The 26662-nt window shown below is 35.3% G+C and carries 26 protein-coding genes; 16 read left to right on the forward strand and 10 right to left on the reverse strand.

Translation table 11 applies throughout. The features are described from left to right. Positions 1–10: 10 nt before the first annotated feature. Complete coding sequence (locus BMY56_RS03690; protein ID WP_091620117.1) at positions 11–2215, forward strand: hypothetical protein; 2205 nt, start codon at positions 11–13, stop codon at positions 2213–2215. 1 nt (position 2216) lies between these two features. Continuing rightward, the gene (locus BMY56_RS03695; protein ID WP_091620120.1) at positions 2217–3626 is read left to right on the forward strand and encodes an OmpA family protein; all 1410 of its coding nucleotides are present in this window, start codon (positions 2217–2219) and stop codon (positions 3624–3626) included. Between the two features lie 25 nt (positions 3627–3651). Here BMY56_RS03695 and lipB read toward each other — a convergent pair whose 3' ends face one another. From lipB to BMY56_RS03710, 3 genes are read right to left on the reverse strand one after another with little or no spacing between them, the layout of a single operon-like run. Next, positions 3652–4353 (reverse strand): lipoyl(octanoyl) transferase LipB, encoded by a 702-nt coding sequence (lipB, locus tag BMY56_RS03700; RefSeq protein ID WP_091620123.1) that lies wholly within the window; start codon positions 4351–4353, stop codon positions 3652–3654. 26 nt (positions 4354–4379) lie between these two features. Then, positions 4380–5117, reverse strand: a complete 738-nt coding sequence (locus BMY56_RS03705; protein ID WP_091620125.1) for a hypothetical protein — start codon at positions 5115–5117, stop codon at positions 4380–4382. Positions 5118–5128: 11 nt separating this feature from the next. Continuing rightward, a complete protein-coding gene (locus tag BMY56_RS03710) occupies positions 5129–5284 on the reverse strand; it encodes a YqaE/Pmp3 family membrane protein (RefSeq protein WP_091620128.1) in 156 nt (51 codons plus the stop codon). A 92-nt stretch (positions 5285–5376) separates the two neighbouring features. Here BMY56_RS03710 and BMY56_RS03715 point away from each other — a divergent pair, with 92 nt between their 5' ends. The 10 genes from BMY56_RS03715 (at position 5377) to BMY56_RS03760 (ending at position 16896) form a co-directional block, all read left to right on the forward strand. Beyond that, positions 5377–6429, forward strand: coding sequence for a response regulator transcription factor (locus tag BMY56_RS03715; protein WP_091620131.1), 1053 nt, complete (start codon positions 5377–5379; stop codon positions 6427–6429). A 105-nt stretch (positions 6430–6534) separates the two neighbouring features. Next, entirely contained in the window at positions 6535–7095 is a 561-nt protein-coding gene (locus BMY56_RS03720) for a thioredoxin family protein (protein ID WP_091620133.1), read from the forward strand. 94 nt (positions 7096–7189) lie between these two features. Beyond that, positions 7190–7900 (forward strand): SGNH/GDSL hydrolase family protein, encoded by a 711-nt coding sequence (locus BMY56_RS03725; protein ID WP_245737132.1) that lies wholly within the window; start codon positions 7190–7192, stop codon positions 7898–7900. Positions 7901–7939: 39 nt separating this feature from the next. Further along, the gene (gene lysS, locus BMY56_RS03730; protein ID WP_091620136.1) at positions 7940–9631 is read left to right on the forward strand and encodes a lysine--tRNA ligase; all 1692 of its coding nucleotides are present in this window, start codon (positions 7940–7942) and stop codon (positions 9629–9631) included. Positions 9632–9686: 55 nt separating this feature from the next. Next, on the forward strand, positions 9687–11117 hold the full coding sequence (locus tag BMY56_RS03735) for an SLC13 family permease (protein ID WP_091620139.1): 1431 nt from the start codon (positions 9687–9689) through the stop codon (positions 11115–11117). A 194-nt stretch (positions 11118–11311) separates the two neighbouring features. After that, a complete protein-coding gene (locus BMY56_RS03740) occupies positions 11312–13801 on the forward strand; it encodes a zinc-dependent metalloprotease (protein WP_091620140.1) in 2490 nt (829 codons plus the stop codon). Between the two features lie 180 nt (positions 13802–13981). Then, positions 13982–14161, forward strand: coding sequence for a hypothetical protein (locus BMY56_RS18470; protein WP_143057775.1), 180 nt, complete (start codon positions 13982–13984; stop codon positions 14159–14161). Positions 14162–14322: 161 nt separating this feature from the next. After that, on the forward strand, positions 14323–14769 hold the full coding sequence (locus BMY56_RS03750; protein WP_143057776.1) for a hypothetical protein: 447 nt from the start codon (positions 14323–14325) through the stop codon (positions 14767–14769). Positions 14770–15853: 1084 nt separating this feature from the next. Further along, on the forward strand, positions 15854–16165 hold the full coding sequence (locus tag BMY56_RS03755) for a hypothetical protein (protein WP_091620148.1): 312 nt from the start codon (positions 15854–15856) through the stop codon (positions 16163–16165). 356 nt (positions 16166–16521) lie between these two features. Beyond that, a complete protein-coding gene (locus BMY56_RS03760) occupies positions 16522–16896 on the forward strand; it encodes a MauE/DoxX family redox-associated membrane protein (RefSeq protein ID WP_091620151.1) in 375 nt (124 codons plus the stop codon). Here the strand turns inward: BMY56_RS03760 and hemL are convergent. From hemL to BMY56_RS03775, 3 genes are read right to left on the reverse strand one after another with little or no spacing between them, the layout of a single operon-like run. Further along, a complete protein-coding gene (gene hemL, locus BMY56_RS03765; protein WP_091620153.1) occupies positions 16893–18173 on the reverse strand; it encodes a glutamate-1-semialdehyde 2,1-aminomutase in 1281 nt (426 codons plus the stop codon). The two genes, BMY56_RS03760 and hemL, sit on opposite strands and share 4 nt — an antisense overlap. Before the next feature lie 5 nt (positions 18174–18178). After that, positions 18179–19015, reverse strand: a complete 837-nt coding sequence (locus tag BMY56_RS03770; protein ID WP_091620156.1) for a glucosaminidase domain-containing protein — start codon at positions 19013–19015, stop codon at positions 18179–18181. Continuing rightward, positions 19012–19917, reverse strand: coding sequence for a 1-aminocyclopropane-1-carboxylate deaminase/D-cysteine desulfhydrase (locus BMY56_RS03775; RefSeq protein WP_091620159.1), 906 nt, complete (start codon positions 19915–19917; stop codon positions 19012–19014). Before BMY56_RS03775 ends, BMY56_RS03770 begins: the two co-directional genes overlap by 4 nt. 536 nt (positions 19918–20453) lie before the next feature. On the opposite strand from BMY56_RS03775, the gene BMY56_RS18575 reads away from it, so the two are divergent. Both BMY56_RS18575 and BMY56_RS03785 read left to right on the forward strand, forming a co-directional pair. Further along, the gene (locus BMY56_RS18575) at positions 20454–20612 is read left to right on the forward strand and encodes a C1orf53 family protein (protein ID WP_177170916.1); all 159 of its coding nucleotides are present in this window, start codon (positions 20454–20456) and stop codon (positions 20610–20612) included. Between the two features lie 74 nt (positions 20613–20686). Next, positions 20687–21256 (forward strand): DUF4136 domain-containing protein, encoded by a 570-nt coding sequence (locus BMY56_RS03785; RefSeq protein ID WP_091620165.1) that lies wholly within the window; start codon positions 20687–20689, stop codon positions 21254–21256. 59 nt (positions 21257–21315) lie between these two features. On the opposite strand, the gene BMY56_RS03790 is transcribed toward BMY56_RS03785, so the two are convergent. Continuing rightward, positions 21316–21783 carry an Lrp/AsnC family transcriptional regulator gene (locus BMY56_RS03790; protein WP_091620168.1) on the reverse strand — a complete coding sequence of 156 codons (468 nt, stop codon included), beginning with the start codon at positions 21781–21783 and terminating at the stop codon, positions 21316–21318. A gap of 146 nt (positions 21784–21929) precedes the next feature. On the opposite strand from BMY56_RS03790, the gene BMY56_RS03795 reads away from it, so the two are divergent. Both BMY56_RS03795 and BMY56_RS03800 read left to right on the forward strand, forming a co-directional pair. After that, positions 21930–22394, forward strand: a complete 465-nt coding sequence (locus BMY56_RS03795) for a DUF3291 domain-containing protein (protein WP_091620171.1) — start codon at positions 21930–21932, stop codon at positions 22392–22394. After that, positions 22391–24163 (forward strand): aromatic amino acid hydroxylase, encoded by a 1773-nt coding sequence (locus BMY56_RS03800; protein WP_245737133.1) that lies wholly within the window; start codon positions 22391–22393, stop codon positions 24161–24163. Before BMY56_RS03795 ends, BMY56_RS03800 begins: the two co-directional genes overlap by 4 nt. On the opposite strand, the gene BMY56_RS03805 is transcribed toward BMY56_RS03800, so the two are convergent. The 3 genes from BMY56_RS03805 to BMY56_RS03815 are packed head-to-tail and all read right to left on the reverse strand — an operon-like array spanning position 24153 to position 26565. Further along, positions 24153–24767, reverse strand: a complete 615-nt coding sequence (locus BMY56_RS03805) for a DUF4230 domain-containing protein (protein ID WP_091620173.1) — start codon at positions 24765–24767, stop codon at positions 24153–24155. The genes BMY56_RS03800 and BMY56_RS03805 overlap by 11 nt on opposite strands. Then, positions 24764–25723, reverse strand: coding sequence for a GSCFA domain-containing protein (locus BMY56_RS03810; protein WP_091620176.1), 960 nt, complete (start codon positions 25721–25723; stop codon positions 24764–24766). Before BMY56_RS03810 ends, BMY56_RS03805 begins: the two co-directional genes overlap by 4 nt. Further along, a complete protein-coding gene (locus tag BMY56_RS03815) occupies positions 25720–26565 on the reverse strand; it encodes a tetratricopeptide repeat protein (RefSeq protein ID WP_091620179.1) in 846 nt (281 codons plus the stop codon). The genes BMY56_RS03810 and BMY56_RS03815 overlap by 4 nt, the downstream gene beginning before the upstream one ends. Between the last annotated feature and the right edge of the window lie 97 nt (positions 26566–26662).

The following is a 26662-nucleotide window of genomic DNA, read 5'->3' on the forward strand; positions in this document are numbered from 1 at the left end:
TCTATTCCCAATGAAAGAGGTGAAAAATATATGGATGGGCACAATACTGGTTTTTGTGTTATCATCAAGTGCTTTTGCTCAAAATAAAAAAATACTAATCCCAGAATTAGATGCTAAGAAAAACACTTACATCTTAAAATTCACTCCCGATCCCCAGAATGAAAAAGTTATTTCAGCTTATATGGAAGGGGAAACAGAATTAGATAGTTTAAGATTTAAGGCAGAAATTTCAAAAGTTGTAGAGCGAGTTATGGTAACCGTTATAACTAAAGATCCGAGTCAAGAAATAAAAATAGACATCGTAAAAAACAATTGGCACGATGTTAAAAGAAGTGGTAAGACAACAAATGGTATTTATCAGATTTCATTTGATACTGCCGAAAAATTCGGGATAGTTCTTACCAGTTCGGACAGTAAGGTGCCATTTAACCTAGGAGTATGGACCAGTGGGGCAATTATACCGAAATCAAATTTATTTTATGCAGTAAATAACTCAAATTCGGTAGTAAATACGAATTTAATATCAAGTGAGGATACAGAACAAGTTGAAAATAATGGAAGTCAAGAAAATAATAAAACGCTATACTATATAGTAGCATTGCTGGCTATAATAGTGATTTTATTGGTCTTTATTTTATTAAAAAAGAAGTCTAATAAAAGCAGTCTGCTACTTATACTATTTCTTTTAAGCCAAACAATAATTTATAGCAATGCCAGGAGATCAAGTTCCGGGGGTTTTCAACAAGCAATAGTGAATGCAATGAAAAATAGCGATGAATTTATGGAGGTAATCTTTAAAATGGATGACTATGCCAGTGCATTAAATGCACTTCAACAAGGAATGGACGATATGAAAAACTATCTGGATGAAATGGATAAAGATTCGAAAGTCGATATGGATCCCGCCGGTCAACCTAGCTTACCTTCCTCTTGCTTAAGCTCGTACACCAATCGCGATCCAAATATCCAAGAATCAGATGGAAATGAGAATGATGTCATTGAGAATGAAAACGACGATACTAATTTTAATGATTCGGCAAACGAAGGATCTAACCGTCAGAATGAAAACCAACCTATTGTAGCCTCTGGAAACAACGCTAATGACAAACCTGATAATGGTCCGGGTGTATTACAAAATCCAGGGAATTCAAAACCACTTCAATTGCCACAATATGATACACAAGGAAACTTGAAAAACCCGGGAGATTTTCCAAATGCACCCTCAAAAATAAATCCAACAAGCAATTCCCCATTAGAAAACCCGTTTATTGAAGGCGGAACTGAAAGCACCACAAAATTAATATCCCCCGAATATGATCGCAACGGTAATCTTAAAGATCCGGGAGATTATCCAAATGCACCTTTAAGGGTTGATCCTGAGACTGGAATTCCAATTATGAATCCATTTGTAGACGGTTCGGAAAGTACAAGTGTTCACGTAAGACAACCGAAATATAGTAAAGAAGGCAATCTTATTGATCCTGGTGACTTTCCTGATGCACCACAAAAGATAGATCCGAATGCACTTAATAGCCAAGTCAATCCATCAACTAACGATGAATCTGAGCAATCGGAAAACAGTATAAAAACAAAGGCAATTAGCAGTTCAGGAAATGGCGGCACCTCGGGCTCCCCTAACTTGTCTTCCAACAACCCCAATAATACTAGCGGTGGAAATAGTCCTGGTTCTGGAGGGGGAAGAGGATCAAGAAATCCTGAGGGTGGGAATGGTCCTAATCCTGGAGAAGTAGGAGGACCGGGAAACCCAGGAGATGGAAAGGGTCCTGGTTCTGGAGGCCCGGGAAGTTCCAGAGGACCAAGAGACAAAGATGATACCGATAAAAAATCAGGTTGTACGTGTTTAGAAAAAGCCTACAAAAAATTAGACAATAGAAGATTTTTACTAGAACAATTGCGCATTATTACCGCAAATATAGACCGTTACACAGATTATAAAATAAAATTTGGCGATGATGTATCATCAGTACATGGGGTAGTTGGTATTGTTTGGCAGAATCAGAAAATTGAAATTCTGAAAGCCATGAAGCAATTTGATATCACTTATGAAAAAAAACATGAAGAAATGATAGCTGATCTCCATCAAATTCTTCTTGAAATAGATAGATGCGAAGCTATGCTGGGTTTTGAAAATTGGTATAGCAATTCAGGTTTTATCTACTATTCATTTATGAAGGATAAATATAAAAGAAACTGATATGAAAAAGTCAATATTAACAGCTTCACTGATAGTAATATTTAGTTTCTCTTGTAAAAAAGAGCTCAAAAATACCGAGCCTAATATTGAAACTAAAACTACCCTAGAAAATACCGATGGACCGGTGGATGGCGCTGAACCTGAAATCGATATGGGCGATATTATGAATGTTGTGGGAGGGCTATTAAACCCGAGCACTGCCCCAGATTCTAACAGCAAAAGCCTGTTCACCCCAAGTGGTGCGCTCAATATAGCCTACCTAAAAAGTGAGGAGGGCAAGTCGCTTCGCAAGACTTTTGCCGACATCGCAGGGGTCTCCGAGGAGGAAGTGGACCTTTCCCTGACCTTGATGCCCGATGACAATATTGTGAGTGTAAAACATGCCGAGGCCATTGAGAAAGATTTGAACAATCCCGAAGTGGAAGCATACATTAAAAGCGGGAAGGCTTCCAACAATTTTTTGGATTTGATCAAGGAAAGTAAGGAGAAGGCGATGGTGCGCACGGCAAGTTTTAAAAAAAGGGCCCAAAAAGCGAAAGAACAGTTTTATAAAGACAATCCTTCTTGGTTTGCTTTGGATGAAACGACTGAAGACACCTTCATCGATTCACGGAAAGAAATGGTTTATTTGCCCTTGGGGAATTTATCCTTTGCAGATTCAGTTATAGTTTTTTCCCCCGGAGAACCATCGGGCCGCTCGCCCGAAAAAGGTTTAGGTCCTTCGCAAGGGGACGCAAGTCTCCAGACAGATTGCGCCTTATTAGGCCTAGGTGGATCGGTAATATACTTTTTTAAGGACAATGCGATTACAGATATTAACGGTCCAGATCTTTATGTATTTGAAATGGGACAAAATATAGAAGCAACCAATCTTGAAATTTCCAAAGATGGTGTCAATTGGGTCGACCTAGGTAAGATCGAAGGTGGAACAGCTAGTTTAGATATTTCGAATTTTGCAAAAAAAGGTGAACGCTTTAATTACATAAGGCTAACCGATCTAAAATCCGGTTTTGGCCCTCCCCCTGGAGCTGATATCGATGCTGTCGCCGCGATTGGAGGTGCCTTGCGCATGAACCTAGACAGTGCGGTACTCTTTGAAACTGGAAAACATGAACTCAAAGAGGAGGGTAAAATGGCCATCAAGATCCTTGCCGAACAAATGAAAAATTTGCAAAAGGGCGCCATTACCGTCGAAGGCCATACCGATGATATGGGCAGTGACACCACCAATAAAACCTTATCGCAAAAGCGGGCTGCCAGTGTTGCCGCAGAACTTAAAAAGGCTATCAACAAGCCTGCTTTTAAATGGAAAGAAGTGGGTTATGGGGAATCCAAACCATTGGTAGAGAACAACTCTGATGAAAACAGGGCAAAGAACAGAAGGGTAGAGATTTTGGTGACGCCTTATTGATTCATAGAATTTACACTTCGGTTTTTTATTCTATCAACTCTGCCTCAAAAAAAGATAAAAAATGACTGAGAAGTCTTTCTTTCACTTCATTTATATCAATTTCTTTCTTACCTAATTCTACGTTTAAAGAAGTTACTGCCTTGCCTTTAATTCCACAAGGGATCATCATATCAAAATATCCTAAATCAGCATTTACGTTTAAAGCAAAACCGTGCATTGTAACCCATCTACTGGCACGAACACCCATGGCGCAAATCTTACGTGCAAACGGAGTACCTACATCTAGCCAAACACCTGTTTCTCCTTTAGAACGTTCAGCATTTAATCCATAATCGGCTAAGGTTAGAATAACCATTTCTTCTAAAAAACGTAGGTATTTATGAATGTCTGTGAAAAAATTATCCAAATCTAAAATAGGGTATCCAACAATCTGTCCAGGACCATGATATGTGATATCTCCTCCTCTATTTATCTTATAAAACGAAGCACCCTTTTCCTCTAAGACCTTTTCATCGACCAGTAAATTAGAAATATCACCACTTTTGCCAAGCGTATACACGTGAGGGTGTTCAACAAAAATAAAATAGTTAGGAGTATCTATACTTTCCTCTTCTCGCCTATTCTTAATTTTAAGATCGATGATTTCCTTAAAAAGTTTCTCTTGAAAATCCCAAGTTTCCTTATAGTCTTTTAACCCTAAATCTTGAAGTTGAACCCTTTTATTCATAATACAAAGATACAAAAAGCAGTTGCCTATTTTTCAAGTTCTACTTCTATCAATAACGATTCTGGGTCTTTCATCATATCCAAGAAATTCACCTCATGTATCATCGTCTTACCATCCATCGAAAAAGTAGCTTCTTCAATGTTAGTTGACTTTACACGCTTTGGGAAATGATATTTGAAGGTGTAGGTAGAACTTGATAGAAACATTTCAGCACTAGCAAGACTATCTATGCTTTTCTTAAACATTTCTTGGTTTAGAATAACCGTTTCTCGTTTAAATTTATTCTTCTTAAAACTATAATTAACTTCTGTAGTCTCGTCAGCTACATTTTCGGGCATTGACTGCCCACCAGCAATAGGACCAACTGAACTGGCATTCTGAAATGCATTAAATGCATCATTTACTTCTGACACATCTTTAAAATCAGTATACATGTCAAAATTCATTATACCGTTCTCTGGCTCTACTTTCATATGAAGACTAAATGGCTCTAACCTTTTTAACTTGGCTTGCTGTTCGGTAGATAATTGAGAAATACTATCTTTCTTATCCCGTAGTAAATCTTTGAAAACAAGTGTAGAGTCTATTGCCTTGTCTAACTGTGTAGAATCTGTCGAAGGTAGCATCTGCATCATTTCACCACCGTCAAAACTGATACTCATTTTACCAGTTCCGTCTTCATTGAAGTAAATTTCTTCTGTAAAATTACAAGCAACAAAAAGTGTTGCGATAAAAATCGTAGTTAATACTTTAAAAAATCTCATGGAATATGGTTCTAATTAGGATTGTTCAAAATTACCAATGCGGCTATGACACCAGGCACCCAGCCACAAAAAGTCAAAAGCAGAACAATTAGAAAAGACCCACAACCTTTGCCTAAAACTGCCAAGGGTGGGAAAAAAATAGCGAGCAAAACTCTTAATAAACTCATTTGATTATTATTTTGATTGATGTACCTTATAGGTCGCAAATTTAACCGCTTTGTTACAAAATCATTTATTTTAGAGGTTCATTATCTATTCTATGTATAGAAAGTTAATTTTCATTTTATTTATTCTACAAAGCACAAAGGGTTTTTCTCAGTATAGTTTTAAAGGTCAAATTGCAGATAAAGCAACTAACAACACTATATATCTTTCCATTATTGAAGATTATAGGAAGTTAGGCCGAATATCTATGGAGCAAATTCTAAAGAAAACCACCACTGATTCTTTAGGTAATTTTAATTTCGAAGGTAACAACCTGATTAATGAAAATCGTATCTATAGAATTCATTTAGATGAATGCCCCGAGACTGTTTTGAATTCAGAGCACTTTTTCGGAAGTTGTGAAAACAGCAAAAGTATTTTATTCATTGCCAATAACAACGACACCATTACTTTCCCTACATCATTTGCCAATGAAGCACTTTGCGAAATCATATCTACCAACAAACAATCTGCCTTGTTGCTTGAAATTGACATCTTGAAAGAGCAAATGGCTTTTGATTTTAATGATTTTAGAAGTGATGCCAACAGAAAGCTAAACTCTAAAAAATGGTTTTCTACTTTTCAAAATTTTGGGAAAAGTATAGATGAGCCTTTGGCCGAACTTTACATCTTCAATTTTTTATCTGATAAAAGAAATGAAACATATAGCTACTATCAGAAAGACATTACCACCACCGATTATTACTCAGGCCTAGGTGAGCGGTTAACATCAAAATACCCGAACGCACCATTTACCGAATTGTATACATCAGAAATTACTATTGACCAGCAGTTGACAAAAAATAGAACCCCAGAGAATACTATTTGGAAATGGTTATTACCTTCTTTATTAACATTGTCAATTTTCCTAAACATTTTCTTGGTTCTTAAACAAAAGAGGCTTGCGAAAAGTATGCTAAATAATTCTTTAGAAAAGCTGACTGAACAAGAACAAAACATTGCGCAGGAAATTCTTAAAAACAAAACGAACAAAGAAATTGCTATTGACATGTTTATCAGTGTAAGTACCGTAAAAACTCATATTAATAATCTTTATAAAAAACTAAACGTCAATTCGAGGGAAGAAATAAAGCAACGTTTTCAGTAGATTTCGAATATCCATCTAGGGACTAGTCCCTATTTCCACCCCATCAAATCAAGATTCAATCAACAATTTCTAGAATTTTCAGATCTAATACTAAAACTGAAAATCATGAAATCATTATTTCTTTTTACCTTTTTTATTTTTACCTCAACTATTATTTCTTCTCAAAAAATCAATCAAGAAATTAGTATTGAAAATCAGCAGCCCTTTTTAGTAGGTGAAATCAATATTGAAGGACTCTCGTCTAACTCATACAAAGAATGGTTTCAACCTAATTCAGCATCCTACTCTGTAAGCACGACTAATTTAGAGCAGATAAAAGATAAAATAGCAGAACACCAAATTCTTATCTTCATGGGTACGTGGTGCGGTGATAGTAAACGAGAAGTACCACGATTCATTAAAATTTTAGAATCTGTCGATTATCCTATGGAAAACCTTAAAATAGTTGCAGTTGATAAACGGAGAGATTTCTACAAGAAAAGCCCACAAGGTGAGGAGTGGGGACTTAACATACGTCGTGTACCAACATTTATTTTCTATAAAAATGGAAGAGAAATAAATCGAATTATTGAAACCCCTGTAACCACATTAGAAGTAGATATTGTTTCAATAGTTTTACAACAAGAATACACCCCAAACTATTCTAAATCTCTTCACTACGATTGAATTTAAACACCAAGATGAAACTTCGTCGATTTAATGTACTTTATAAAAACCTTATTATCTTAGTTTACGTTATATGATTATGAAATTGACAACTATGATATTCAAGCTACCCTTATTAATTATATTATTAGGGTTAATGCCCTCATGTAGTGATTCTGATATTGAACGCTCAGAACCTACCATAAATGATGAATCCAATTTAGAAATATTAACCTATTTAGCCCTTGGCGATAGTTATACCGTTGGTGAAAGCGTTGTTTATGAAGAAAGTTTTCCTGCACAATTGAGCACTCGCATTGAAGAATACGAAGATGTTAGGGTAAACACTACGGTTATAGCACAAACGGGATGGAGAACTGATCAATTACTATCAGCTATTGGCAATCGAGAATCTGCTAATTATAATTTAGTCACTTTATTGATTGGTGTAAACAATCAGTTTCAATCACGACCATTTTCACAATACCAGACCGAATTTACAATTTTGGTGGACAAAGCTATCAATCTGGCTGGTAACGATTCTAACCATGTTGTTATACTTTCAATTCCAGACTATTACTATACAACTTATGGTCAAAACAATGGCTCTTTAGAAATCTCTACTGAAATAGACCGCTATAATGATTTTGCAAAATCAATAGCAAAATCTAGAGGGATAACTTTCTTAGATATTACCGATATCACTAGAAAAGGATTGGAAGAACCTGAACTTGTAGCCACAGACGGATTACATCCATCAGGTATTGCCTATGAAAAATTTGTTGAAAGACTATATCCTTTAATACGTTCGAAATTGAAAGATTAAACCATATCGATTATATTTGCCAGCTAAATAAACGTCGGCATGCAATTATCGGAGCAAGAGCTTATCAGAAGGGAAAAATTGGAGAAATTAAGAGCATTGGGTATTAATCCTTATCCAGCAGCGTTATATCCATTAAATGCCACATCGGCAAGTATAAAATCCAATTATGAGGAAGGCAAGCAAGTAATTGTTGCCGGAAGACTTATGTCTCGTCGTATTCAAGGTAAAGCATCATTTGCTGAACTTCAAGATAGTTCGGGGCGTATACAAGTTTATTTCAACAGAGATGAAATTTGTACTGGCGAGGATAAAACTTTTTATAACGAAGTCTACAAAAAATTACTTGATATAGGTGATATCATCGGTATTGAAGGATACCTTTTCACCACTCAAGTTGGTGAAAAAACTATTATGGTAAAGAAATTTACTATGCTCAGTAAATCGTTAAGACCATTACCATTACCTAAGAAAGATGCTGAAGGTAACGTATATGATGAATTCAATGATCCTGAATTGCGCTATCGTCAACGTTATGTTGATTTGGTAGTCAACCCAAAGGTTAAAGAAACATTTATTAAAAGAACTAAAATCACTAACAGTATTCGTGAGTTTTATAATAGCAAAGGGTACTTGGAAGTTGAAACTCCGATTTTACAACCGATTCCTGGTGGTGCAACTGCACGACCATTTTTAACACATCATAATGCGCTCAACATGCCTTTATATTTAAGAATTGCCAATGAGCTTTATCTTAAAAGATTAATCGTTGGTGGTTTTGACGGTGTATATGAGTTTTCAAAAGATTTCCGTAATGAGGGAATGGACCGTACGCACAACCCAGAATTTACCGTAATGGAATTGTATGTTGCTTACAAGGACTACAATTGGATGATGGACACCACGGAAAAGTTGTTAGAGAAAATAGCCATGGATGCTAATGGCACCACATTAGTTACAGTTGGCAAACATGAAATAGAATTTAAAGCTCCGTATGCACGTATACCTATTTTAGAAGCCATTAAAATTCATACCGGTTTTGATGTTGCAGGAATGCCAGAAGATGAACTTCGCGAAACTGCCAAGAAATTGGGTATAGAGGTTGATGACACGATGGGCATCGGTAAATTAATCGATGAAATTTTTGGAGAAAAATGTGAGCATCACTACGTGCAACCAACATTTATTACCGATTACCCAAAAGAGATGAGTCCGTTAACGAAAGAGCATAGAAACAATCCTGCTTTAACCGAGCGTTTTGAGCTTATGGTGAACGGCAAAGAGTTGGCAAATGCCTATTCTGAGCTAAATGACCCCATAGACCAAAGAGAACGTTTTGAAGAGCAATTGAAACTCTCTGAAAAAGGCGATGACGAAGCCATGTTCATTGATCAAGATTTCCTTAGGGCCCTTGAATACGGTATGCCTCCTACCTCTGGTATTGGTATCGGTATTGACCGTTTGGTAATGTTAATGACCAATAATGCATCTATACAAGAAGTATTGTTCTTTCCTCAAATGAGACCAGAGAAACAGCCTCTTCAGTTATCTGATAGTGAAAAAGTAATTTTCGAAATCTTAAAGACTGAAAAGAAAATGGAACTTGATATTCTTAAAACTAAGGCAGATTTAAGTAATAAAGCTTGGGATAAAGGCATCAAAGGCATCACAAAACATCAACTAGCCAAAATCTATAAAGATGGCGATGTTCTTTTTGTTGAAATATTAAGTTAGATTTTAAAAGGATAATTAAAAAATAGTAGCTTAGAAGCTGGCAAAACCAACCAGCATGAATTTAAGTAGCAAAATAGGTCTGTTTACGGGCCCTATGATATTTTTTATACTCATTTTTTTACCTAATGTTCTGATTACCGAAAATGCAGATGCCGTAATAGCTGTTGCACTTTGGATGGTCATTTGGTGGGTTACCGAAGCGGTCTCCATTTCGGTAACCGCGCTCCTACCATTGCTACTTTTCCCTATTTTAAAGGTTATGCCCATTGGCGATGTAGGTGCAAATTATGGCAGCCCTATTGTATTTCTGTTTTTTGGCGGCTTTGTTATGGCATTGGCTTTAGAAAAGGTAAAGCTTCACAAACGAATTGCCTTAAATATTATTCGCCTTACCGGCACAACAGCCAATAAAGTGGTGCTAGGTTTTATGATCGCTACCGCTGTTTTAAGCATGTGGATCAGTAATACGGCAAGTACCGTAGTTATGCTTCCCATTGCCATGTCGGTCATTAATTTACTGATTGAAGATGAAGACGGATTCACAAAACGGGACCGTAATTTTGCATTAAGCGTTATGCTAGGTATCGCTTTTGCGGCAAATGCCGGTGGTATTGCGACGGTTATTGGCACACCACCAAACTCTGTATTAATAGGTCTATTGGAAAATGAATATAACATTGAAATATCCTTTTTAAAATGGATGATTATTGGGCTACCTTTTTCACTCTTCATGATTGCCATTTGCTATTTTGTGCTGGTGAAAGTGTTTTTCCCTACTCAAAATTTAAAGTTTAAAGCATCTAAAACAATCATTCATGAGGAACTTGAAAAACTAGGACCTACCTCTGGGAAAGAAAAAATGGTGCTTGCCATATTTGGGGTAACTATATTCCTATGGGTATTTAGAACCTTGATCAATTCCATCTTCCCGAGTTTAGGTTTGTCAGATACGCTCATTAGTATTTTTGCTGCTATAGCTCTATTTACCTTACCCTATAATCTTAAAAAAGGAGATTTTATCTTGAAATGGCAAGACACTCAAAAACTGGCTTGGGGAATATTAATTCTCTTTGGTGGTGGATTATCATTAGCCAACGGCATGTCGGTCTCTGGTATTGTCGATTTAGTCGCTGATGGTATTGCACAAAGCAATCTAAGTATTCTCTTAACCGCATCACTTCTAATTATTTTAATGCTCTTCATGACCGAATTGATGAGCAATGTCGCCTTAGTGGCCGTACTTGCCCCTGTAGTTGCGGGTATCGCCATTGGTCTAGGTATACCCATCACCTATTTACTTATACCTATTACTATTGCAAGTAGTTGTGCTTTTATGTTACCTATGGCAACGCCACCAAATGCAATAGTCTTTGCTAGTGGATATATCAAAGTGCATGAAATGGCACGTGCCGGTCTTATTTTAAATTTAATTGCAGTTTTATTATTAATAGGATTGTTTCAATTTATACTTCCTCTTTTGTTCTAAATACTACCAAAAAAAATAAAGCCTTTGCAAATGCAAAGGCTTTATAATTGACTAATTCAGAATGTATAAAATGATTATTCCTATTTAATAGACACCTTCTACCTTCTATTGTTACAAAATAGGCTTAAGAAATTATTAACTATTTGTTTCATATATTATTTCAATCTTTGAAAGTTTACCAAACTAACTCACAAATGAAAAGAAAATTATTATTAAAATTATTGCTATTACTATTCGTTTTCGGCTGCCAAACTGCAGAAGCACAAATTTTCAAAAAAAAGAAAAAAGACACTGAAAAAGAAGCGAATACCTCATCTAAAGATAAGATTCAACCTTACGACAAGGTCATAACAAAAGATGCAGTTTCTGATGAAGGGCTATTTACCAGCCATCTAGTCGAAGAAAATTATTTTTTCGAAATACCAGATTCCCTATTTAATAAAGAGATGTTGATGGTAAGTCGCATTTCTAAAACAGCTTCTGGTATTGGTTTCGGTGGAGGTAAAATAAACACCCAAGTATTGCGATGGGAAAAAAAAGATAAGAAAGTATTATTACGGGTTGTTTCACATGATGTAGTCGCTGCAGATTCCTTACCCGTTCATGAGGCAGTTATCAACTCTAATTTTGAGCCAGTACTTTATGCATTTGACATAAAAGCTTTTAAGAAAGACTCATTAAACCCAAGTACGGTAATTGAAGTCAATGATATTTTCATAAAAGACACCAAACCATTTGGCATGCCCGAACGTTATCGCAAACAATATAAAGTTTCACGTTTAGACGAGGGTAGAGGATATATTGAATCTATAAAAAGTTATCCTTTAAATGTTGAAGTCCGTCATGTAAAAACTTACCTAGCTAGTGAAGCTCCAAGTAATGAAAGTTTAGGTTCTATTTCTGTTGAAATTAACAATTCTATGGTATTATTACCAGAAAAACCTATGAAGCGACGTTATTTTGATGAACGTGTTGGATGGTTTGCTAGAGGACAAGTAGATTACGGTCTAGACGCACAAGAAAGTAAAACGATTAAGTTTTTAGACAGATGGCGTTTAGAGGTCAAAGATGAAGATTTAGAAAAGTATAAGAACGGTGAACTCGTAGAGCCTAAAAAACAGATTATTTATTATGTAGATAGAGCTACACCAAAGAAATGGGTACCGTTCATAAAGCAAGGTATTGAAGATTGGCAAACTGCTTTTGAAGCGGCTGGTTTTAAAAATGCAATTATTGCAAAAGAACCACCAACCAAAGAGGAAGATCCAGAATGGTCACCAGAAGATGTACGTTATTCTGTTGTTCGCTATTTGGCATCACCAATACCAAATGCAAATGGCCCACATGTTAGTGACCCCCGTAGTGGTGAAATACTAGAATCTGATATTAATTGGTACCATAATGTCATGACACTACTAAGGAACTGGTATTTTGTTCAAACTGCCGCCATAAATCCAGCTGCTAGAGGAGTCTCTTTTGATGATGATATTATGGGGCGGTTAATTCGATTCGTATCGTCACATGAGGTTGGGCATACTCTAGGGCTACCACATAACATGGGTAGTAGTGTTGCCTATCCGGTAGATTCTCTTCGCTCGAAGACTTTTACCGAAAAAAATGGGACCGCTCCATCAATTATGGATTATGCACGTTTTAACTACATCGCACAACCAGGAGACGATGGTGTGGCTTTGATGCCAGATATTGGTGTTTATGATAAATATGCCATTCAATGGGGATACAAGCCTATCTTAAATACAACTGCCGAAGAAGAAAAATCAACTTTAGATCAGTGGATTATGGCACATTCGGGAGATCCTCTCTATCGTTTCGGACATCAACAAGTAGGCGATATTGTTGACCCTAGTTCACAAACAGAAGATTTAGGGGATGATGCTATGAAAGCTGGTGCGTATGGTATTGCCAACCTTAAAAGAATTGTTCCTAAATTGATTGAATGGACTGCTGAAGACGGAAAAAATTATGAAGACCTGAATAAACTTTACGGACAAGTATTTTCTCAGTTTAATAGGTATATGGGACATGTTTCTAATAATATTGGAGGTGTTTATGAGAACCATAAAACATACGACCAAGAAGGTGCTGTTTATACTGCTGTACCAAAAGCACACCAACAAAAAGCAATGGCATTCTTAAATGAGCAATTGTTCAAAACCCCATTATGGATGTTAGACCAGAATATACTGGAACGTACCGAATACTCAGGATATTTAGAACAAATGCGTTCAATGCAAGTACGTACATTAAACAATGTATTAAGTCTAGGAAAAATGGCCCGACTTATTGAATTTGAAACATCTAACCCTAAAGAGGCATATTCCTTAATACAAATGATGAGCGAAATTCGAAAGGGTATTTGGTCTGAACTTAGAAATGGAGTTGCCATTGATACGTATAGAAGAAACCTACAAAAAGCCCATGTCGACCGTTTAGAATATTTATTAACGGCAGATAACCAGACTAAAGCATCTGATTTCGGTGGCTACAGAAAATCAACAGTTGTCAACACTAGTCAATCTGATATTAGAACCATTGCAAGAGCAGAATTAAACATATTAAATAGGGATATTAAAAATGCACGAAACCGAGTGTCTGATATGATGACAAAATATCACTTAATCGATGTTTCTGAACGCATTAACCTCATTTTAGAACCAAAATAGTGGAACGAATATAAGGTCACTTTTTTGACTCTATCGATGAAAAACCAATATCATCGATGAATGAAATCACCTTACCACAATTTAAATATCACTGACATCAAAAAAGGCCCATTTCACAACAATGGGCTTTTTTATGCGTTTATGTTGTATAGATTAGTGAAAAATAAAAAACCCCAAATCATGACCAATAAATTAAAAAGTCTTATTTATTTAGCTTGTTTCATATGTGCTTCAGTGGTATATCACCAAAATACTAATACAGAGGTGCAAAAAGAAATAGTAACCAATTCCTACGAGCAAGATGCTGATATTATAATTAATCCATATAAAAACCTTGAGAGTAGAAATCAAACCAATTAAAATATCTACAAAACTTACCTACTTAAAAGCGCGGCCTAAAAGCCGCGCTTTTTGATTTTAAACATTGTACAAATGGAGTTAAATATTTACTAAAAAGAATTTCAGCCTTAAACCTATCTGAAAAATTCATGTCAAAGAAACAAATACATAAAACAATTAATATGAAAAAAATAGTAATGGCTATTTTAGTAATGGCAGCAATATCGGTAACGGCACAAGATCATAATAAGAAGGGAAAAAGAGGTGACATGAAAGATTTAACTCCTGAACAGGTAGCCACTCTACAAACCAAAAAAATGACTTTAGCCTTAGATTTAAATGAATCTCAACAATCAAAAATAAAATCTATACTTACAGAAGATGCAAAGGCTCGAAAGTCAAAAATGGAAGCATTTAAGGAAGAAAGTAAAAAAGTGATGACTACTGATGAAAAATATACTAGGCAAAATGAAAGATTAGATCATCAAATTGCTCGTAAGAAAGAAATGAAATCTATACTTACCCCAGAGCAATTCGAGAAATATGAAAAAATGAGCCATAGAAAGGATATGCGCGGACATATAAAAAGAGAAGGCGGCAGAAAAGGAAAACGAACTGAAAAAAAATAGATTAATTGATTGGTTAAAAAAAAGACCTGCTGAAATCAGGTCTTTTTTGCATTTAAGCGTACGCTACTTATTTTCAATTAACCACCTATATCTATATATTTTAATGAATTGATTCATTCATGGGTAAAATTGTATACTTGGCCAATATTTTAGATTGAATAAGGTTATAAGGTACTTAGTGGGTTCAAATTTTAGGTTAAGGTGAAATCGCCGAACGTTCTCAAAAATTGAGCTTTGAAAATTAAGCCTTATGATAGCAAAGAGATTATGTTATTTATCACTTATAATAGTTTTAAACTTGTTAACGAGTTGCCAACAAGAGCTATACAAATATAATATTCCTGAAAAGAGTACGAAGAGCCTCTTTTTCTAGGAATGCAAGGTCGTAGTTTTGATAATAAAACAGTACACCGAGGTTTTGAAGGCTCCAACTTCTCAAGTAATGTTAATGTATTGGTTAGTGCATATAACCATAATGATTACCCTGTAATAATTGAGAATAAAGTAGGAAATGGTAAACTAGAAAAAAGAAGGGTCACTCCATAGGCTTTACTTCGTCTGCAGTGGCTGATAAATTTAATCCTACCTTATTTAATAATATCTTCCATTTTGGTTTTTATAATAAAAATTAGACATGCACCGTTTTTGAATAGCACAGGGTACTACTTATTAAGTTCTTAAAGACACCATTGTACTTAACGATATTGATAGGGATGTACTCGGCATAGAATATTTATACAAAACAGAGTTTAGTTTAAAAAGTCCTATTTATATTGGGGCAAGAATAGAACTAGATAATTTCAACAAAATATTCATTCACTTTAAATCAGGCATAGAGTTTATTGGTAAAACCAACATAACCTCTTTAGAACTTAAAGATAACCCGGTTACCACAGGACCGGGATATGATTTAAAACTTTATGACCTAGGAGTAAAAGCAGCTCAAGAATTTGAATATTCGTCAAACTTAAAACTCGTGTTTTCAATTAAAGGAGATTACTACACCGATAGTCAATACTATACTACTGGTGGCACACGATTAGAATAAAATCCTATAAATCTTGATAAGTTTAAACTTGGCCCATTGACAGAAGGCGCTTATGCTGTTGGCTCAGAGGATAGGATAAATGGTTTCCCATATCGGCTAACCAAAGACCGACTTTATGCAGGAGGTGGATTACTATTGCAAATTGGCGATAATGATTCTGCTTTTAATTTAAAGAGTGATTTCTCAATTTTCGCAGAACAAGATGAAGCCACCTTTCAACGCTATGAAGGAATACTCTTTTACCGAATAAAAAATTTCACTACAAAAAATTTGAATTATACGTATTTCACCATATATCAGCTTTTCTCAAGCGCTTTTCAATTGGGTATTCAATATAATTTCAAATAGAAAACAACAATTTCAGAAAAACTAAATAAGTTCTCTATTAAAGGGCTTATTTAAGTTTGTAATTTTTTTAATTATAATGGTATTCTAACCTATATTTTTTTTGATGTGAAATAAAAATTGTCTTCTTACCAAAGTTTTAATCATATTCAAAGATAAACCCTAATATTTATTGTTCCGCAGAAATGGCCGGTACATCAATATCTTTAAGCGGATAACATATTCAATCGGATACCATTCCTAATTTAAAATTAGGTAGAAATGTAGCTAAGGAAGCGCGGAGTTTTTACATAAAACACATTGGAGAATAAATTATTTTTAAAATGCTACCTTAGATTGAAAACAATAAACCAACCAACATGAAAATATTTCAACTTATAGTACTTTTTATTTTAGCTTTTTTAATGCTCGCAGGGGCTTTTAATCATCTTTACGCTCCGGAAACTTACAAAGAATTTATACCCGAATTTTTTCCTGAAACTCTTGCCCATATGTTATCGGCTATTGCTGAAGCAGCTATAGGATTTGCCCTTTTAATCCCAAAGTACAGAAAATGGGGCGGCCTTGGTCTTTTTATACTTATGATAGCTTTCTTACCAATTCATGTATGGGACCTAACTAAAGACACACCGGCGATAGGGTCTAAAGTCGCAGCGATGATTCGTATTGCTGTTCAATTTTTATTTATAGCTACAGGATGGTGGATATATAAAACTTACCGAACAAAATCTTAAAGTTGTATCCCTTCTAAAGCTTTAATGGTAGCATCTAAATCAGCATAGGTTAAGGCATCATTTAAAAAATAGCTTTCAAATGCACTTGGCGGTAAGTAAATACCTTTCGCTAACATACCATGAAAATAAGCTTTAAAAGTCTCATTATCACCCTTAGCAGAAGAAGCAAAATCAACTACCGGCTCATCAGTAAAATGAACTGAAATCATACTGCCAAATCGATTAATTTGGTGGTCTACACCTTTTGCCGTTAAAACTTTGGCAATGCCTTTATGCAAGTATTCGGTCTTATCAGATAAACTTTGAAATACGGCTGGCTTATTGTTCAGTTCGGTCAACATTGCCAAACCTGCACTCATTGCCAATGGGTTACCACTTAATGTTCCCGCTTGATAAACAGGACCATCTGGCGCTAAGAAATCCATAATCTCCGATTTAGCAGCAAAGGCACCTACCGGTAAACCTCCACCGATTACCTTCCCGTAAGTAACGATATCTGCTTTTACATTCAAAACCTCTTGTGCACCACCTCTCGCTAAACGAAAGCCCGTCATCACCTCATCGAAAATTAACAGAATATTTTCTTGGGTACAGATTTCACGTAAGCCCTTCATAAAAGAATCTGTTGGTACAATGCACCCCATATTACCAGCAATCGGTTCAATTATGATTGCAGCTAACTCTCCTTTATTAGCTTTTACTAGTTTTTTTACACCTTCTAAATCGTTATAATCCGCAAGCAAAGTATCTTTAGCCGTACCTTGTGTTACACCAGGACTATTAGGACTACCAAATGTAACCGCACCACTACCCGCTTGAATTAAAAACGAATCTGAATGGCCATGGTAGCATCCTGCAAATTTTATAATTTTATCCTTACCAGTATACCCTCTAGCTAAGCGTACCGCACTCATACAAGCCTCGGTACCACTATTGACAAATCTAATTTTATCCATATTAGGCACCATGGAAATCGCCAATTTAGCCAGTTCTGTTTCAATCTCGGTCGGCATGCCAAATGAAGTTCCATTTTTTGCCTTTTCGATTACAGCATTAATAACTGGTTCGTATGCGTGACCTAAAATTAATGGGCCCCATGATGCTATGTAATCAATTAACTTATTACCGTCTTCGTCATATAAATAAGCTCCTTTTGCCTTCTTTACAAAAATGGGATCTCCGCCTACAGCTTTAAAAGCTCTTACTGGAGAATTTACTCCTCCTGGTATATATTTTTTTGCCTCTGCGAATAAAGCACTACTTCTTTGATAGATCATTTCTCTTAATTGATTTTGCTAAGTTTCACCTTAACTCGCTGTCCTATTGATAAATCGGAGCTTCTTAAATTATTCATTTGCATAATTTCATCAACACTCATATAATATTTTCTAGATAATGAATATAAGGTATCTCCCTTTTCAACGGTGTGCATTTTATCAGATTCGGTCGAAACAATTGTAGTGTTGTTATAGCCAGCATTTTTAATTTGCTTGTCATACTTATGCAGACCGTGTTTCTCTATTAAATAAATAAGTTTTTGTGGATATTTTGGATCGGTAGCATATCCTGCTTTTCTCAGCCCTTTGGCCCATCCTTTATAATCATTATGCTTTAAATTGAATAGAAAGGCATACCTAGACCTAGTAGTCAAGAATATACTATGGTCTCGAAAAGAATACATTGGGTGATTATATTTTCTAAAACATTCGCCCTTTTCATCATCATCATGAAAGTCATAATCACCCTCCCAACCTTTATGGCATTTAATACCAAAATGATTATTTGTTTTCATGGCAAGCTCACCCTTACCATACCCACTCTCTAAAAGACCTTGAGCTAATGTAATACTTGCTGGTATACCATAACCCATCATCTCTACCTGTGCGGTTTCGGCAAAAGTTTCTATATATTCGGAAGGAGTTTCGATTCTAAATGGAATAAATTTAGATGGCTCTGTAGGCAACACAACTTCTCGCGATATTAGTGGCTTAACGTCTTCTGATTTCTTTCGTTCATTGAGTACATTCTTTGTACGCAACTGATCTGAGTACGCTTTTTTAGATTTACAGGAAGCAAAACTGATTCCTATAATTAACAGCAATAATATTTTCTTCTTCATATATCTAACAAAGGTAATTTTTTCTTTTTCAGTACACTATTCATGCCAGCAATACCTTGTAGACCACCAGTATGTATTGCTAAAATTTTAGTTCCTTTTACAAAAGTATCACGCAAAACCATATCGAACAACCCAAACATCATTTTTCCAGTATAAATAGGGTCTAACGATATGTTGGTTTTTTTTTTAAAATCGTTGATAAAGATAATTAGCTCTTGAGAAATTTTAGCATACCCTCCAAAATGATACTCTGAAATTAAGTCCCAACGGTTATTAACAGTTAATCTCTTAATATCCTTATTTAAAAAATCTCCTTTTAAAGATGAAAATCCTAGTACTTTCTGATGCGGAAATGATGAATTTATCAATCCTGCTGCCGTTCCGCCAGTACCCACACTAGTGCAAATAAAATCAAATCGCTCATCCCCGCTTACTAATATCTCTTCGCAACCCTTTATAGCTAGTTTATTTGTTCCGCCTTCAGGTATAAGATAAAAATCACCAAATTCTTTCCTTAAATCAGCTAAAAAGCCCTCCTCTTCTTTTTTTCTATAATCCCCTCTATTTACGAATTTGAAAATCATTCCATCCTCATGGGCTTTAAGCAAAGTTGTATTTTGACGCCATGATTCTTTCAGCTCTTCACCACGAATGATTCCTATTGAACTAAATCCTTTTTCGTTAGCCGCATAAGCGGTCGCTGCAATGTGGTTTGAGAAGGCACCTCCAAAAGTCAAAATGGTGTGACACCTCTTTTTGTTGGCCTCCAACAAATTGTATTTCAATTTGCGATACTTGTTACCTGAAATAAATGGGTGTAGTAAGTCTTCCCGTTTAAGGGCAAGTGTCACTTGCTTTTCTACAAATAACGGTATTTGAACAAGTTGATTCTCTATTTGCAAACGCGTCGTAATTTAACGACAAAGATATTTAATAAAGCTGAAGGATTTTCTGTTTGACAAATAGTCTAAGTTATTCTCATGCGAATATGCCTCTCGCTCAAAACTAAGATTCTGATACGCCTTGTAAGAATCTAAATACCAAATAGTACGAACGCTCCATTCTGATAAGTACAGAATATAAAATGGAATAATCAATAATTCTTTTTGCTGTCGTAAATGAATTTTTTCATGATTAATTAGAACCCCGTCATTTTTTAAACTTCTATTTTTTAAAAATATAAAGGGCCATAGTGATAACCCCACATAATTTTTGTAAAAGAAATGTCTAAAAACTAAAATCATAAATTTACTTTGGGTATTCTATGACAAAGATAAGGCCAAATAGCAGTTGTAAGAAAATTACTAGATTTTGTTGCCAACAATGCCGACAAAAGGTTAAAACGCTACACAAGCTCTATTTCACCTAGAACCAAAGGAATGTAGTTTAGGTTATCAACAGAATAAAGTAACTTTATACCATTAAAATATAACTGTAGATGAAAGAGATTATTCCTATTGAGGAAGGTGATTTTTATTGGTCTGAAAATGGCTTTAGAGTTTTTACAGCGCAATACCACTATAAACGTGGCTATTGTTGTGAAAGTGGTTGTAGGCATTGCCCTTTTGGTTATGACTTAAAAACCAATACACAGTAGCTTCGAACTCGCTCATTCGGCATGATTATTGTAACTATTTAAATAGAAAATTTAGTACTTAAAAAAATAAGCTTATGAAAAAAATTAAACTCCTTGGTTTTCCATTATTGCTTCTGGTATTCATTACTTCATGCACATCGATAAGAGTTTTATCTGATTATGACCAGAAAGCAGATTTTAAAGGGTATACTTCGTACGCCTTTTACAAAACAGGAATCGACAAAGCACAGATATCAGATTTAGATAAAAAACGAATTCTTAGAGCAATTGAAACTGAAATGAGTTCTCGAGGTTTTGTAAAATCTGAGAACCCAGATTTGTTAGTCAGCATTTTCACCAAAGAACAAGAAAGAGTAGATGTGTACACCAACAATTATGGTTGGGGTGGCGCTTGGGGGTGGGGTTATAACCCATGGGCATGGGGACCGGGTTTTGGCTGGGGCGGAAGCACAGTTAGCGCAAGTACCCAAGGCTCTTTATATATAGACCTAATAGATAACAAGACAAACGAACTGGTTTGGCAAGGTAAAGGTGAGGGAACGCTTCAAAGCACAAGTAATGTAGCTAAGAAAGAAGCACGCATTAAGGAATTTGTATCTCAAATATTAGAGCAATATCCACCAAATACTGTTGCTTTAAAATAATACACCCCAATTTTAATAGAAGCGATAGTTAATAATAACCTTATTAACTATCGCTTTTTTTATAATAACGGAAATGTTGTATTATTCTTTACCTCATTTAAAACGAATGCACTTTTTACACTACCTATACTGGGTAATGAAGCTATCTTAAACTTTGCGAAATCGTAATACGCATCTAGATTTTTCACTACTACTTTCAGAAGAAAATCAAATTCACCACCCACCACAAAACATTCAACGACTTCAGGATAACTTTTAACATCTTCAAAAAATTCATCCATCATTGCACCTTTCTGTGTTTCCAATGAAACAAAACTAAAGACCGTAATACTTTCTTCAATTTTATCTTTATCCAAGATGGCAACATAATTCTTAATGAACCCATCTTGCTCTAAACGTTTTATACGCTCATAGACTGGCGTTTTTGTCAGCCCTAGTTCTTCAGCAATTGATTTTGCTACTGTTTTAGCATCCTTTTGGAGGATTTTTAAAATCGATCTATCAATTTCATCTAATTTAACTGCCATAATTTTTCCTATTTATTACAATAAATCAATCTCTTATTATTACTAATTCCTATTTTATCATAACAATATAGTTTTTTTTACCAATCATATGATTATTAACAAATATTAAATACTGTTTCCTTAAATTTATTAGAAATATCACATGAATGTACTACTTAGCTCAAGCCAACATTGCCCGTTTTAAAGCACCATTAGACAACCTCCTAATGAAAGAATTTACAGATTTTTTAGAGCCTGTAAATAAGTTAGCTGAGGAAAGTAAAGGATTCATATGGAGACTAACTGATACCGATGGCAAGTCGGCTTCATACATAGAGTCTCCATTCAAAGATGAATTAATGGCCATCAATGTTAGTGTTTGGGAAGATTACGATTCTCTCTCTAATTTTGTTTACAGTTCTGTGCATAGTTACTTTCTACGAAATAAAAAGAAATGGTTCGATTTAGGCGGGCCCTCTCAATTCATTATGTGGTGGATTCCGGTCGGAGAAACCCCTACCTTAGAAATGGTTAAGAAAAAACTACTCCACCACGAAAAACATGGTGATACACAGAGTGCATTTTCAATCAAAGAAATGTTTGATACTCAAGGTAATAAAATAAAAATATGAAGCAGATGACCGGAAAAGGCTATGAGAGTAATCCTATTTTAGATAAACTCCCAAAACATCTTATACAGTACATTAAGCCTCAAAACTATGAGACGTATACACCCATTAACCAAGCGGTATGGCGTTATGTAATGCGTAAAAATGTTGCTTATCTAAGTAAGGTGGCTCATAAATCGTATTTAGAAGGATTAAGAAAAACAGGTATTTCTATTGACAACATCCCCAACATGTACGGCATGAACCGTATTCTTAAAGATTTAGGTTGGGCCGCGGTAGCCGTTGACGGATTTATTCCACCGGCTGCATTTATGGAGTTTCAGGCCTATAATGTTTTGGTCATCGCTTCTGATATTCGTCAGCTTGAAAATATAGCTTACACCCCAGCACCAGATATTATTCATGAAGGAGCTGGTCATGCCCCAATTATAGGAAATCCCGAATATTCAGCCTATTTAAGACGATTTGGCGAAATTGGCTGCAAGGCCATATCAAGCGCAAAAGATTTTGAATTATATGAAGCGGTAAGGCATTTATCAATTATTAAGGAAGCAAAAGGAACAGCATTAGAGGAAATTGAAAAAGCTGAAAAACACATTGAATTTTTACAAGAAAATATGGGTGAACCAAGCGAGATGGCGCTTATTCGAAATCTTCATTGGTGGACCGTTGAATACGGACTCATTGGCACAGTAGAAGACCCTAAGATTTATGGTGCAGGACTTTTATCTTCTATTGGTGAAAGTCAATGGTGCATGACCGACAAGGTTAAAAAACTACCTTATTCTATTGATGCAGCTAGAACTTCATTCGATATCACAAAACCACAACCTCAACTTTTCGTAACTCCAGATTTTGCTTTTTTAAGTCAGGTGTTAGAAGATTTTGCCAACACTATGGCACTACGTAGAGGTGGTCTTAGTGGTTTGCAAAAATTAATCACCTCTAAAGAACTAGGAACAATTGAACTAAGTACGGGTTTACAAGTATCTGGAAATTTCGAAACGTTAATTGAACATGACGGCAAACCAATCTACTTTCAAACCAAAGGAAAATCTGCACTTGCCTTTAGAGAGAAAGAATTAGTAGGTCAAGATATTAACCAACATGAAACTGGGTTTGGTTCGCCAATAGGTAGGTTAAAAGGTATCAATATTCCTATTGAAGAAATGAGTCCAAGAGACCTTAAGGCCTACAAAATTTATGAAGGTGAAGTCGTATCGTTAGATTTTACAGGAGGCATTAATGTTACAGGTAAAATAGTCACAGGCACACGTAATCTGCAGGGGCGTATCATTTTAATCACCTTCGAAAATTGCAAAGTTACCCATAATGGCAAAATTCTTTTCGAATCGAACAACGAGTTATATAATATGGCAATTGGTGAAGAAATTGTTTCTGCATACCACGGGCCAGCAGATTTAAAAAGTTTTGATTTACTAGACCACACACTAAGTACTGGGTCTTTAAGTAATGACAATACCAACTTAAGTGAGCTTGAATCGTATTATAAATTAATACGTGATTTTAGGGAAGGCAAAAACACTATCATATCTAGAACTAAGGTGTTTCAAGAAATACAACTGAAATATCCGTCAGATTGGTTATTGCCTATAGAAATATATGAATTGGCCGAAAAAAGTGGGGACAAGGTATTGACTAACAGTATAAAAATACATCTTGAAACCATTAAACAAAAGCAGCCTAACTTAGGTCGATTGATAGATGATGGCTTGGAATTAGCTTCCCCAGAGCCTAAAACTACGGCTTAATTACCTGCAAACCCTTTAAAGATTCAATGGTTTGTTCTTGATACGTTAATCGCCAACCCATAGAATTTGTAAGAATATAGAACTTCTGTAATTCACTTAAAAGTCTATTTTCTGCATTGCTTCGAAGCGAAGAGGCTTCCACCTTTTTCATCAATGAAGCGTTTACCGTTTTTTTAATTTTATTGTAGTCGGCTGCATCGAACTGATTCAGATAGTCTGCGGTAACATCATAATATTGAAAATCTGGATTCAACTTAATCTCTGCTTCTGGTATGCTATTTATTTTAACCGTTTTAGTTTTTTCATCAATTTCAAAATCTATTTGACTTAAATCGTAAGCAACAGTAACGTCGGCGTTTACAACCACCAGTGCTTTCTTCTCGGCACGCAATAGTTGACCAAAAAGCTCTTTAGAGTCTTTATAATTATACACCTCAGCAAAATGACCTTCAGTAACTATCAATTTAGAAACGTTCGTAATTTCTTGCTGAATTAGCATAGAGTTCTCTTGCAGAATCGACTTATCTACTTTACCGTCATTACAAGAACGAACAATAAAAACAATTGCCAAGGTAATTATGACGCCAGCTATAAATTTTTTCATGCCTCGGGAAGTTTGAAATCCATAAACGGATAGGTTTGTTTTATACACGCAATTTTACCCCGTAACGATGTTAAAAATTTTTGATGAGCCAGACCTTCCGGATTAAAAGCCCGATGCCCCAATCCTCGCTGTATCTCATCAATCTTAGTCATTGCATCACCAAGACTATCATCAATCCAAACCTCACAGAATTTTTCCCAAATATAATCGACAGCTATTTCATTAGGATGCAGCATGTCTTTGGTATAAAAACGATAATCACGCAACTCGTCCATCATTAGCTCATAACTTGGAAAATAAGAAATCTTATCGGTATCAACTACTTGATGAATAGCAGAAATCAAATGCGCCTTGCTCAATTGATTCTGAACAAACCCATCTTTTAAATGCCGTACCGGAGAAACCGTTAAAATACATTGAACTGCCGGATTTACTGAATGAACCAACGCGATAGTCCGCTTTAAACTTTCTTTTAGCTCTTCAACACCCAATAATTCTTTCGTAAAATTTGACTGAGGTACTTTATGACAATTTGCAACTACTTGCTTGGTAGAAGTATTTCGATATACCCAGGCGGTACCAAAAGTGATGATGACGTGACTTGCCTTTTTCAATTGAACCAATGTACGTTCAACCGCAAAATTCAAATCGGTTATTAATTTCTCTTTAGACGGATTACTTATCTCTGAGTGCGCATCAAAACAATGCCATTGCTCATTTATATAGAACACATCATTTTCAACATAAACATCTTGTTGAAACGCCTTTTGAATTAATTTTTCAATTGCCAATGGATGAAATAAAATCCCAAACGGATTCTGTAACTCTTGAAACTTATAATGCTTAAGTTTTGCTCCAATATTTTCAGAAAAGCAAGAACCCAATAGAAATAATTGACTTGAATAATCAATTGTAGATTTTGCTCTTGAAAGTGGAATTTGGGTTAAAAGTTTCATTTTGGTCGCACACTTTCGTTTAGCTTATGAAAAACTTGATATGGATAAATCTCATAAATAACGTTATCCTCATTAATCGTATTATCCCCATTTTCAAATGCCAGTTTCTCCCACTTCACCCCTTCTTCCACATCACCTAACTTAGTCATGCTCCTACCTTTAAAATAAAGTGCATCTGCAAAATTTTCATAGACCATTAAAGACATATTAAAAGATTCAATTGCCTCTTGATAATTACCAAGCTCAAAATCTGCAATACCCAAATAATACCAATCTAAATAATGACATGCCTCTTGTGGCGGGTCTTTAGGAAAATCTTTAAATTGCTGTTCTTTACTCAACAATAAAAACTCTTTTGCTTTAGAAAATTCATTTAATTGAAGGTAATCTAAGCCGATGTAAAAATTATAGGTATGGTCCATTACATAACCATCGCCATACTCTTTTTTGGCTCTCATGAATTCCGAGATAGATTTTATATAATCCTTAGAAAATATACATTTCATAAATCCGCTATAATCCAACCATTTTTTAGGATCATGCTCAACAGCTTTCTCTAAAAATGGCTTACCCAACTGATACTTTCTTGCCTTATATAATGGCATAGCCTTTTGCTGCCAAAGCCAACCGTTGTCTGGCTGAATGGCAAGAGCTGAATCTAAATATTGTTGATGTTCTAAAGAATGTAAAGGCGTGCCGAACGCTTTTTGAATAAAACCTTTAATCTGCATTGAATCGATAGAAGTAAGTGCTATAACTTCAGAACCTACTGTACTATTTTGGTCTTTGGTTGCCAGATTGCATGAGACAACACTCAGTAAAATAATTAAATACTTTTTCATAAAACTATCAAGTTATATAGCTTCTTCAAATTAAGAAAAACGAAGTGCTTCTATCTACATTTTGAAGATAGTCTTAAATTTTTATTTAATAGGATTA

Origin of the sequence: Maribacter orientalis, assembly GCF_900109345.1 — a bacterium.
In the GTDB taxonomy this organism is placed as follows: Bacteria; Bacteroidota; Bacteroidia; order Flavobacteriales; family Flavobacteriaceae; genus Maribacter; species Maribacter orientalis.

Bases quoted from the DNA above. Each gene is read 5' to 3' on its own strand.
- BMY56_RS03800 (WP_245737133.1), top strand. From the start codon at position 22,391: ATGAAGCAGATGACCGGAAAAGGCTATGAGAGTAATCCTATTTTAGAT.
- BMY56_RS03790 (WP_091620168.1), bottom strand. From the start codon at position 21,783: ATGGCAGTTAAATTAGATGAAATTGATAGATCGATTTTAAAAATCCTC.
- BMY56_RS03785 (WP_091620165.1), top strand. From the start codon at position 20,687: ATGAAAAAAATTAAACTCCTTGGTTTTCCATTATTGCTTCTGGTATTC.
- BMY56_RS03735 (WP_091620139.1), top strand. From the start codon at position 9,687: ATGAATTTAAGTAGCAAAATAGGTCTGTTTACGGGCCCTATGATATTT.
- BMY56_RS03740 (WP_091620140.1), top strand. From the start codon at position 11,312: ATGAAAAGAAAATTATTATTAAAATTATTGCTATTACTATTCGTTTTC.
- BMY56_RS03705 (WP_091620125.1), bottom strand. From the start codon at position 5,117: ATGAGATTTTTTAAAGTATTAACTACGATTTTTATCGCAACACTTTTT.
- BMY56_RS03810 (WP_091620176.1), bottom strand. From the start codon at position 25,723: ATGAAACTTTTAACCCAAATTCCACTTTCAAGAGCAAAATCTACAATT.
- BMY56_RS03805 (WP_091620173.1), bottom strand. From the start codon at position 24,767: ATGAAAAAATTTATAGCTGGCGTCATAATTACCTTGGCAATTGTTTTT.
- BMY56_RS18575 (WP_177170916.1), top strand. From the start codon at position 20,454: ATGAAAGAGATTATTCCTATTGAGGAAGGTGATTTTTATTGGTCTGAA.
- BMY56_RS03690 (WP_091620117.1), top strand. From the start codon at position 11: ATGAAAGAGGTGAAAAATATATGGATGGGCACAATACTGGTTTTTGTG.
- BMY56_RS03770 (WP_091620156.1), bottom strand. From the start codon at position 19,015: ATGAAGAAGAAAATATTATTGCTGTTAATTATAGGAATCAGTTTTGCT.
- BMY56_RS03710 (WP_091620128.1), bottom strand. From the start codon at position 5,284: ATGAGTTTATTAAGAGTTTTGCTCGCTATTTTTTTCCCACCCTTGGCA.
- BMY56_RS03695 (WP_091620120.1), top strand. From the start codon at position 2,217: ATGAAAAAGTCAATATTAACAGCTTCACTGATAGTAATATTTAGTTTC.
- BMY56_RS03760 (WP_091620151.1), top strand. From the start codon at position 16,522: ATGAAAATATTTCAACTTATAGTACTTTTTATTTTAGCTTTTTTAATG.
- BMY56_RS03750 (WP_143057776.1), top strand. From the start codon at position 14,323: ATGAAAAAAATAGTAATGGCTATTTTAGTAATGGCAGCAATATCGGTA.
- BMY56_RS03795 (WP_091620171.1), top strand. From the start codon at position 21,930: ATGTACTACTTAGCTCAAGCCAACATTGCCCGTTTTAAAGCACCATTA.
- BMY56_RS18470 (WP_143057775.1), top strand. From the start codon at position 13,982: ATGACCAATAAATTAAAAAGTCTTATTTATTTAGCTTGTTTCATATGT.
- BMY56_RS03815 (WP_091620179.1), bottom strand. From the start codon at position 26,565: ATGAAAAAGTATTTAATTATTTTACTGAGTGTTGTCTCATGCAATCTG.
- BMY56_RS03725 (WP_245737132.1), top strand. From the start codon at position 7,190: ATGATATTCAAGCTACCCTTATTAATTATATTATTAGGGTTAATGCCC.
- BMY56_RS03720 (WP_091620133.1), top strand. From the start codon at position 6,535: ATGAAATCATTATTTCTTTTTACCTTTTTTATTTTTACCTCAACTATT.
- hemL (WP_091620153.1), bottom strand. From the start codon at position 18,173: ATGATCTATCAAAGAAGTAGTGCTTTATTCGCAGAGGCAAAAAAATAT.
- lysS (WP_091620136.1), top strand. From the start codon at position 7,940: ATGCAATTATCGGAGCAAGAGCTTATCAGAAGGGAAAAATTGGAGAAA.
- BMY56_RS03715 (WP_091620131.1), top strand. From the start codon at position 5,377: ATGTATAGAAAGTTAATTTTCATTTTATTTATTCTACAAAGCACAAAG.
- lipB (WP_091620123.1), bottom strand. From the start codon at position 4,353: ATGAATAAAAGGGTTCAACTTCAAGATTTAGGGTTAAAAGACTATAAG.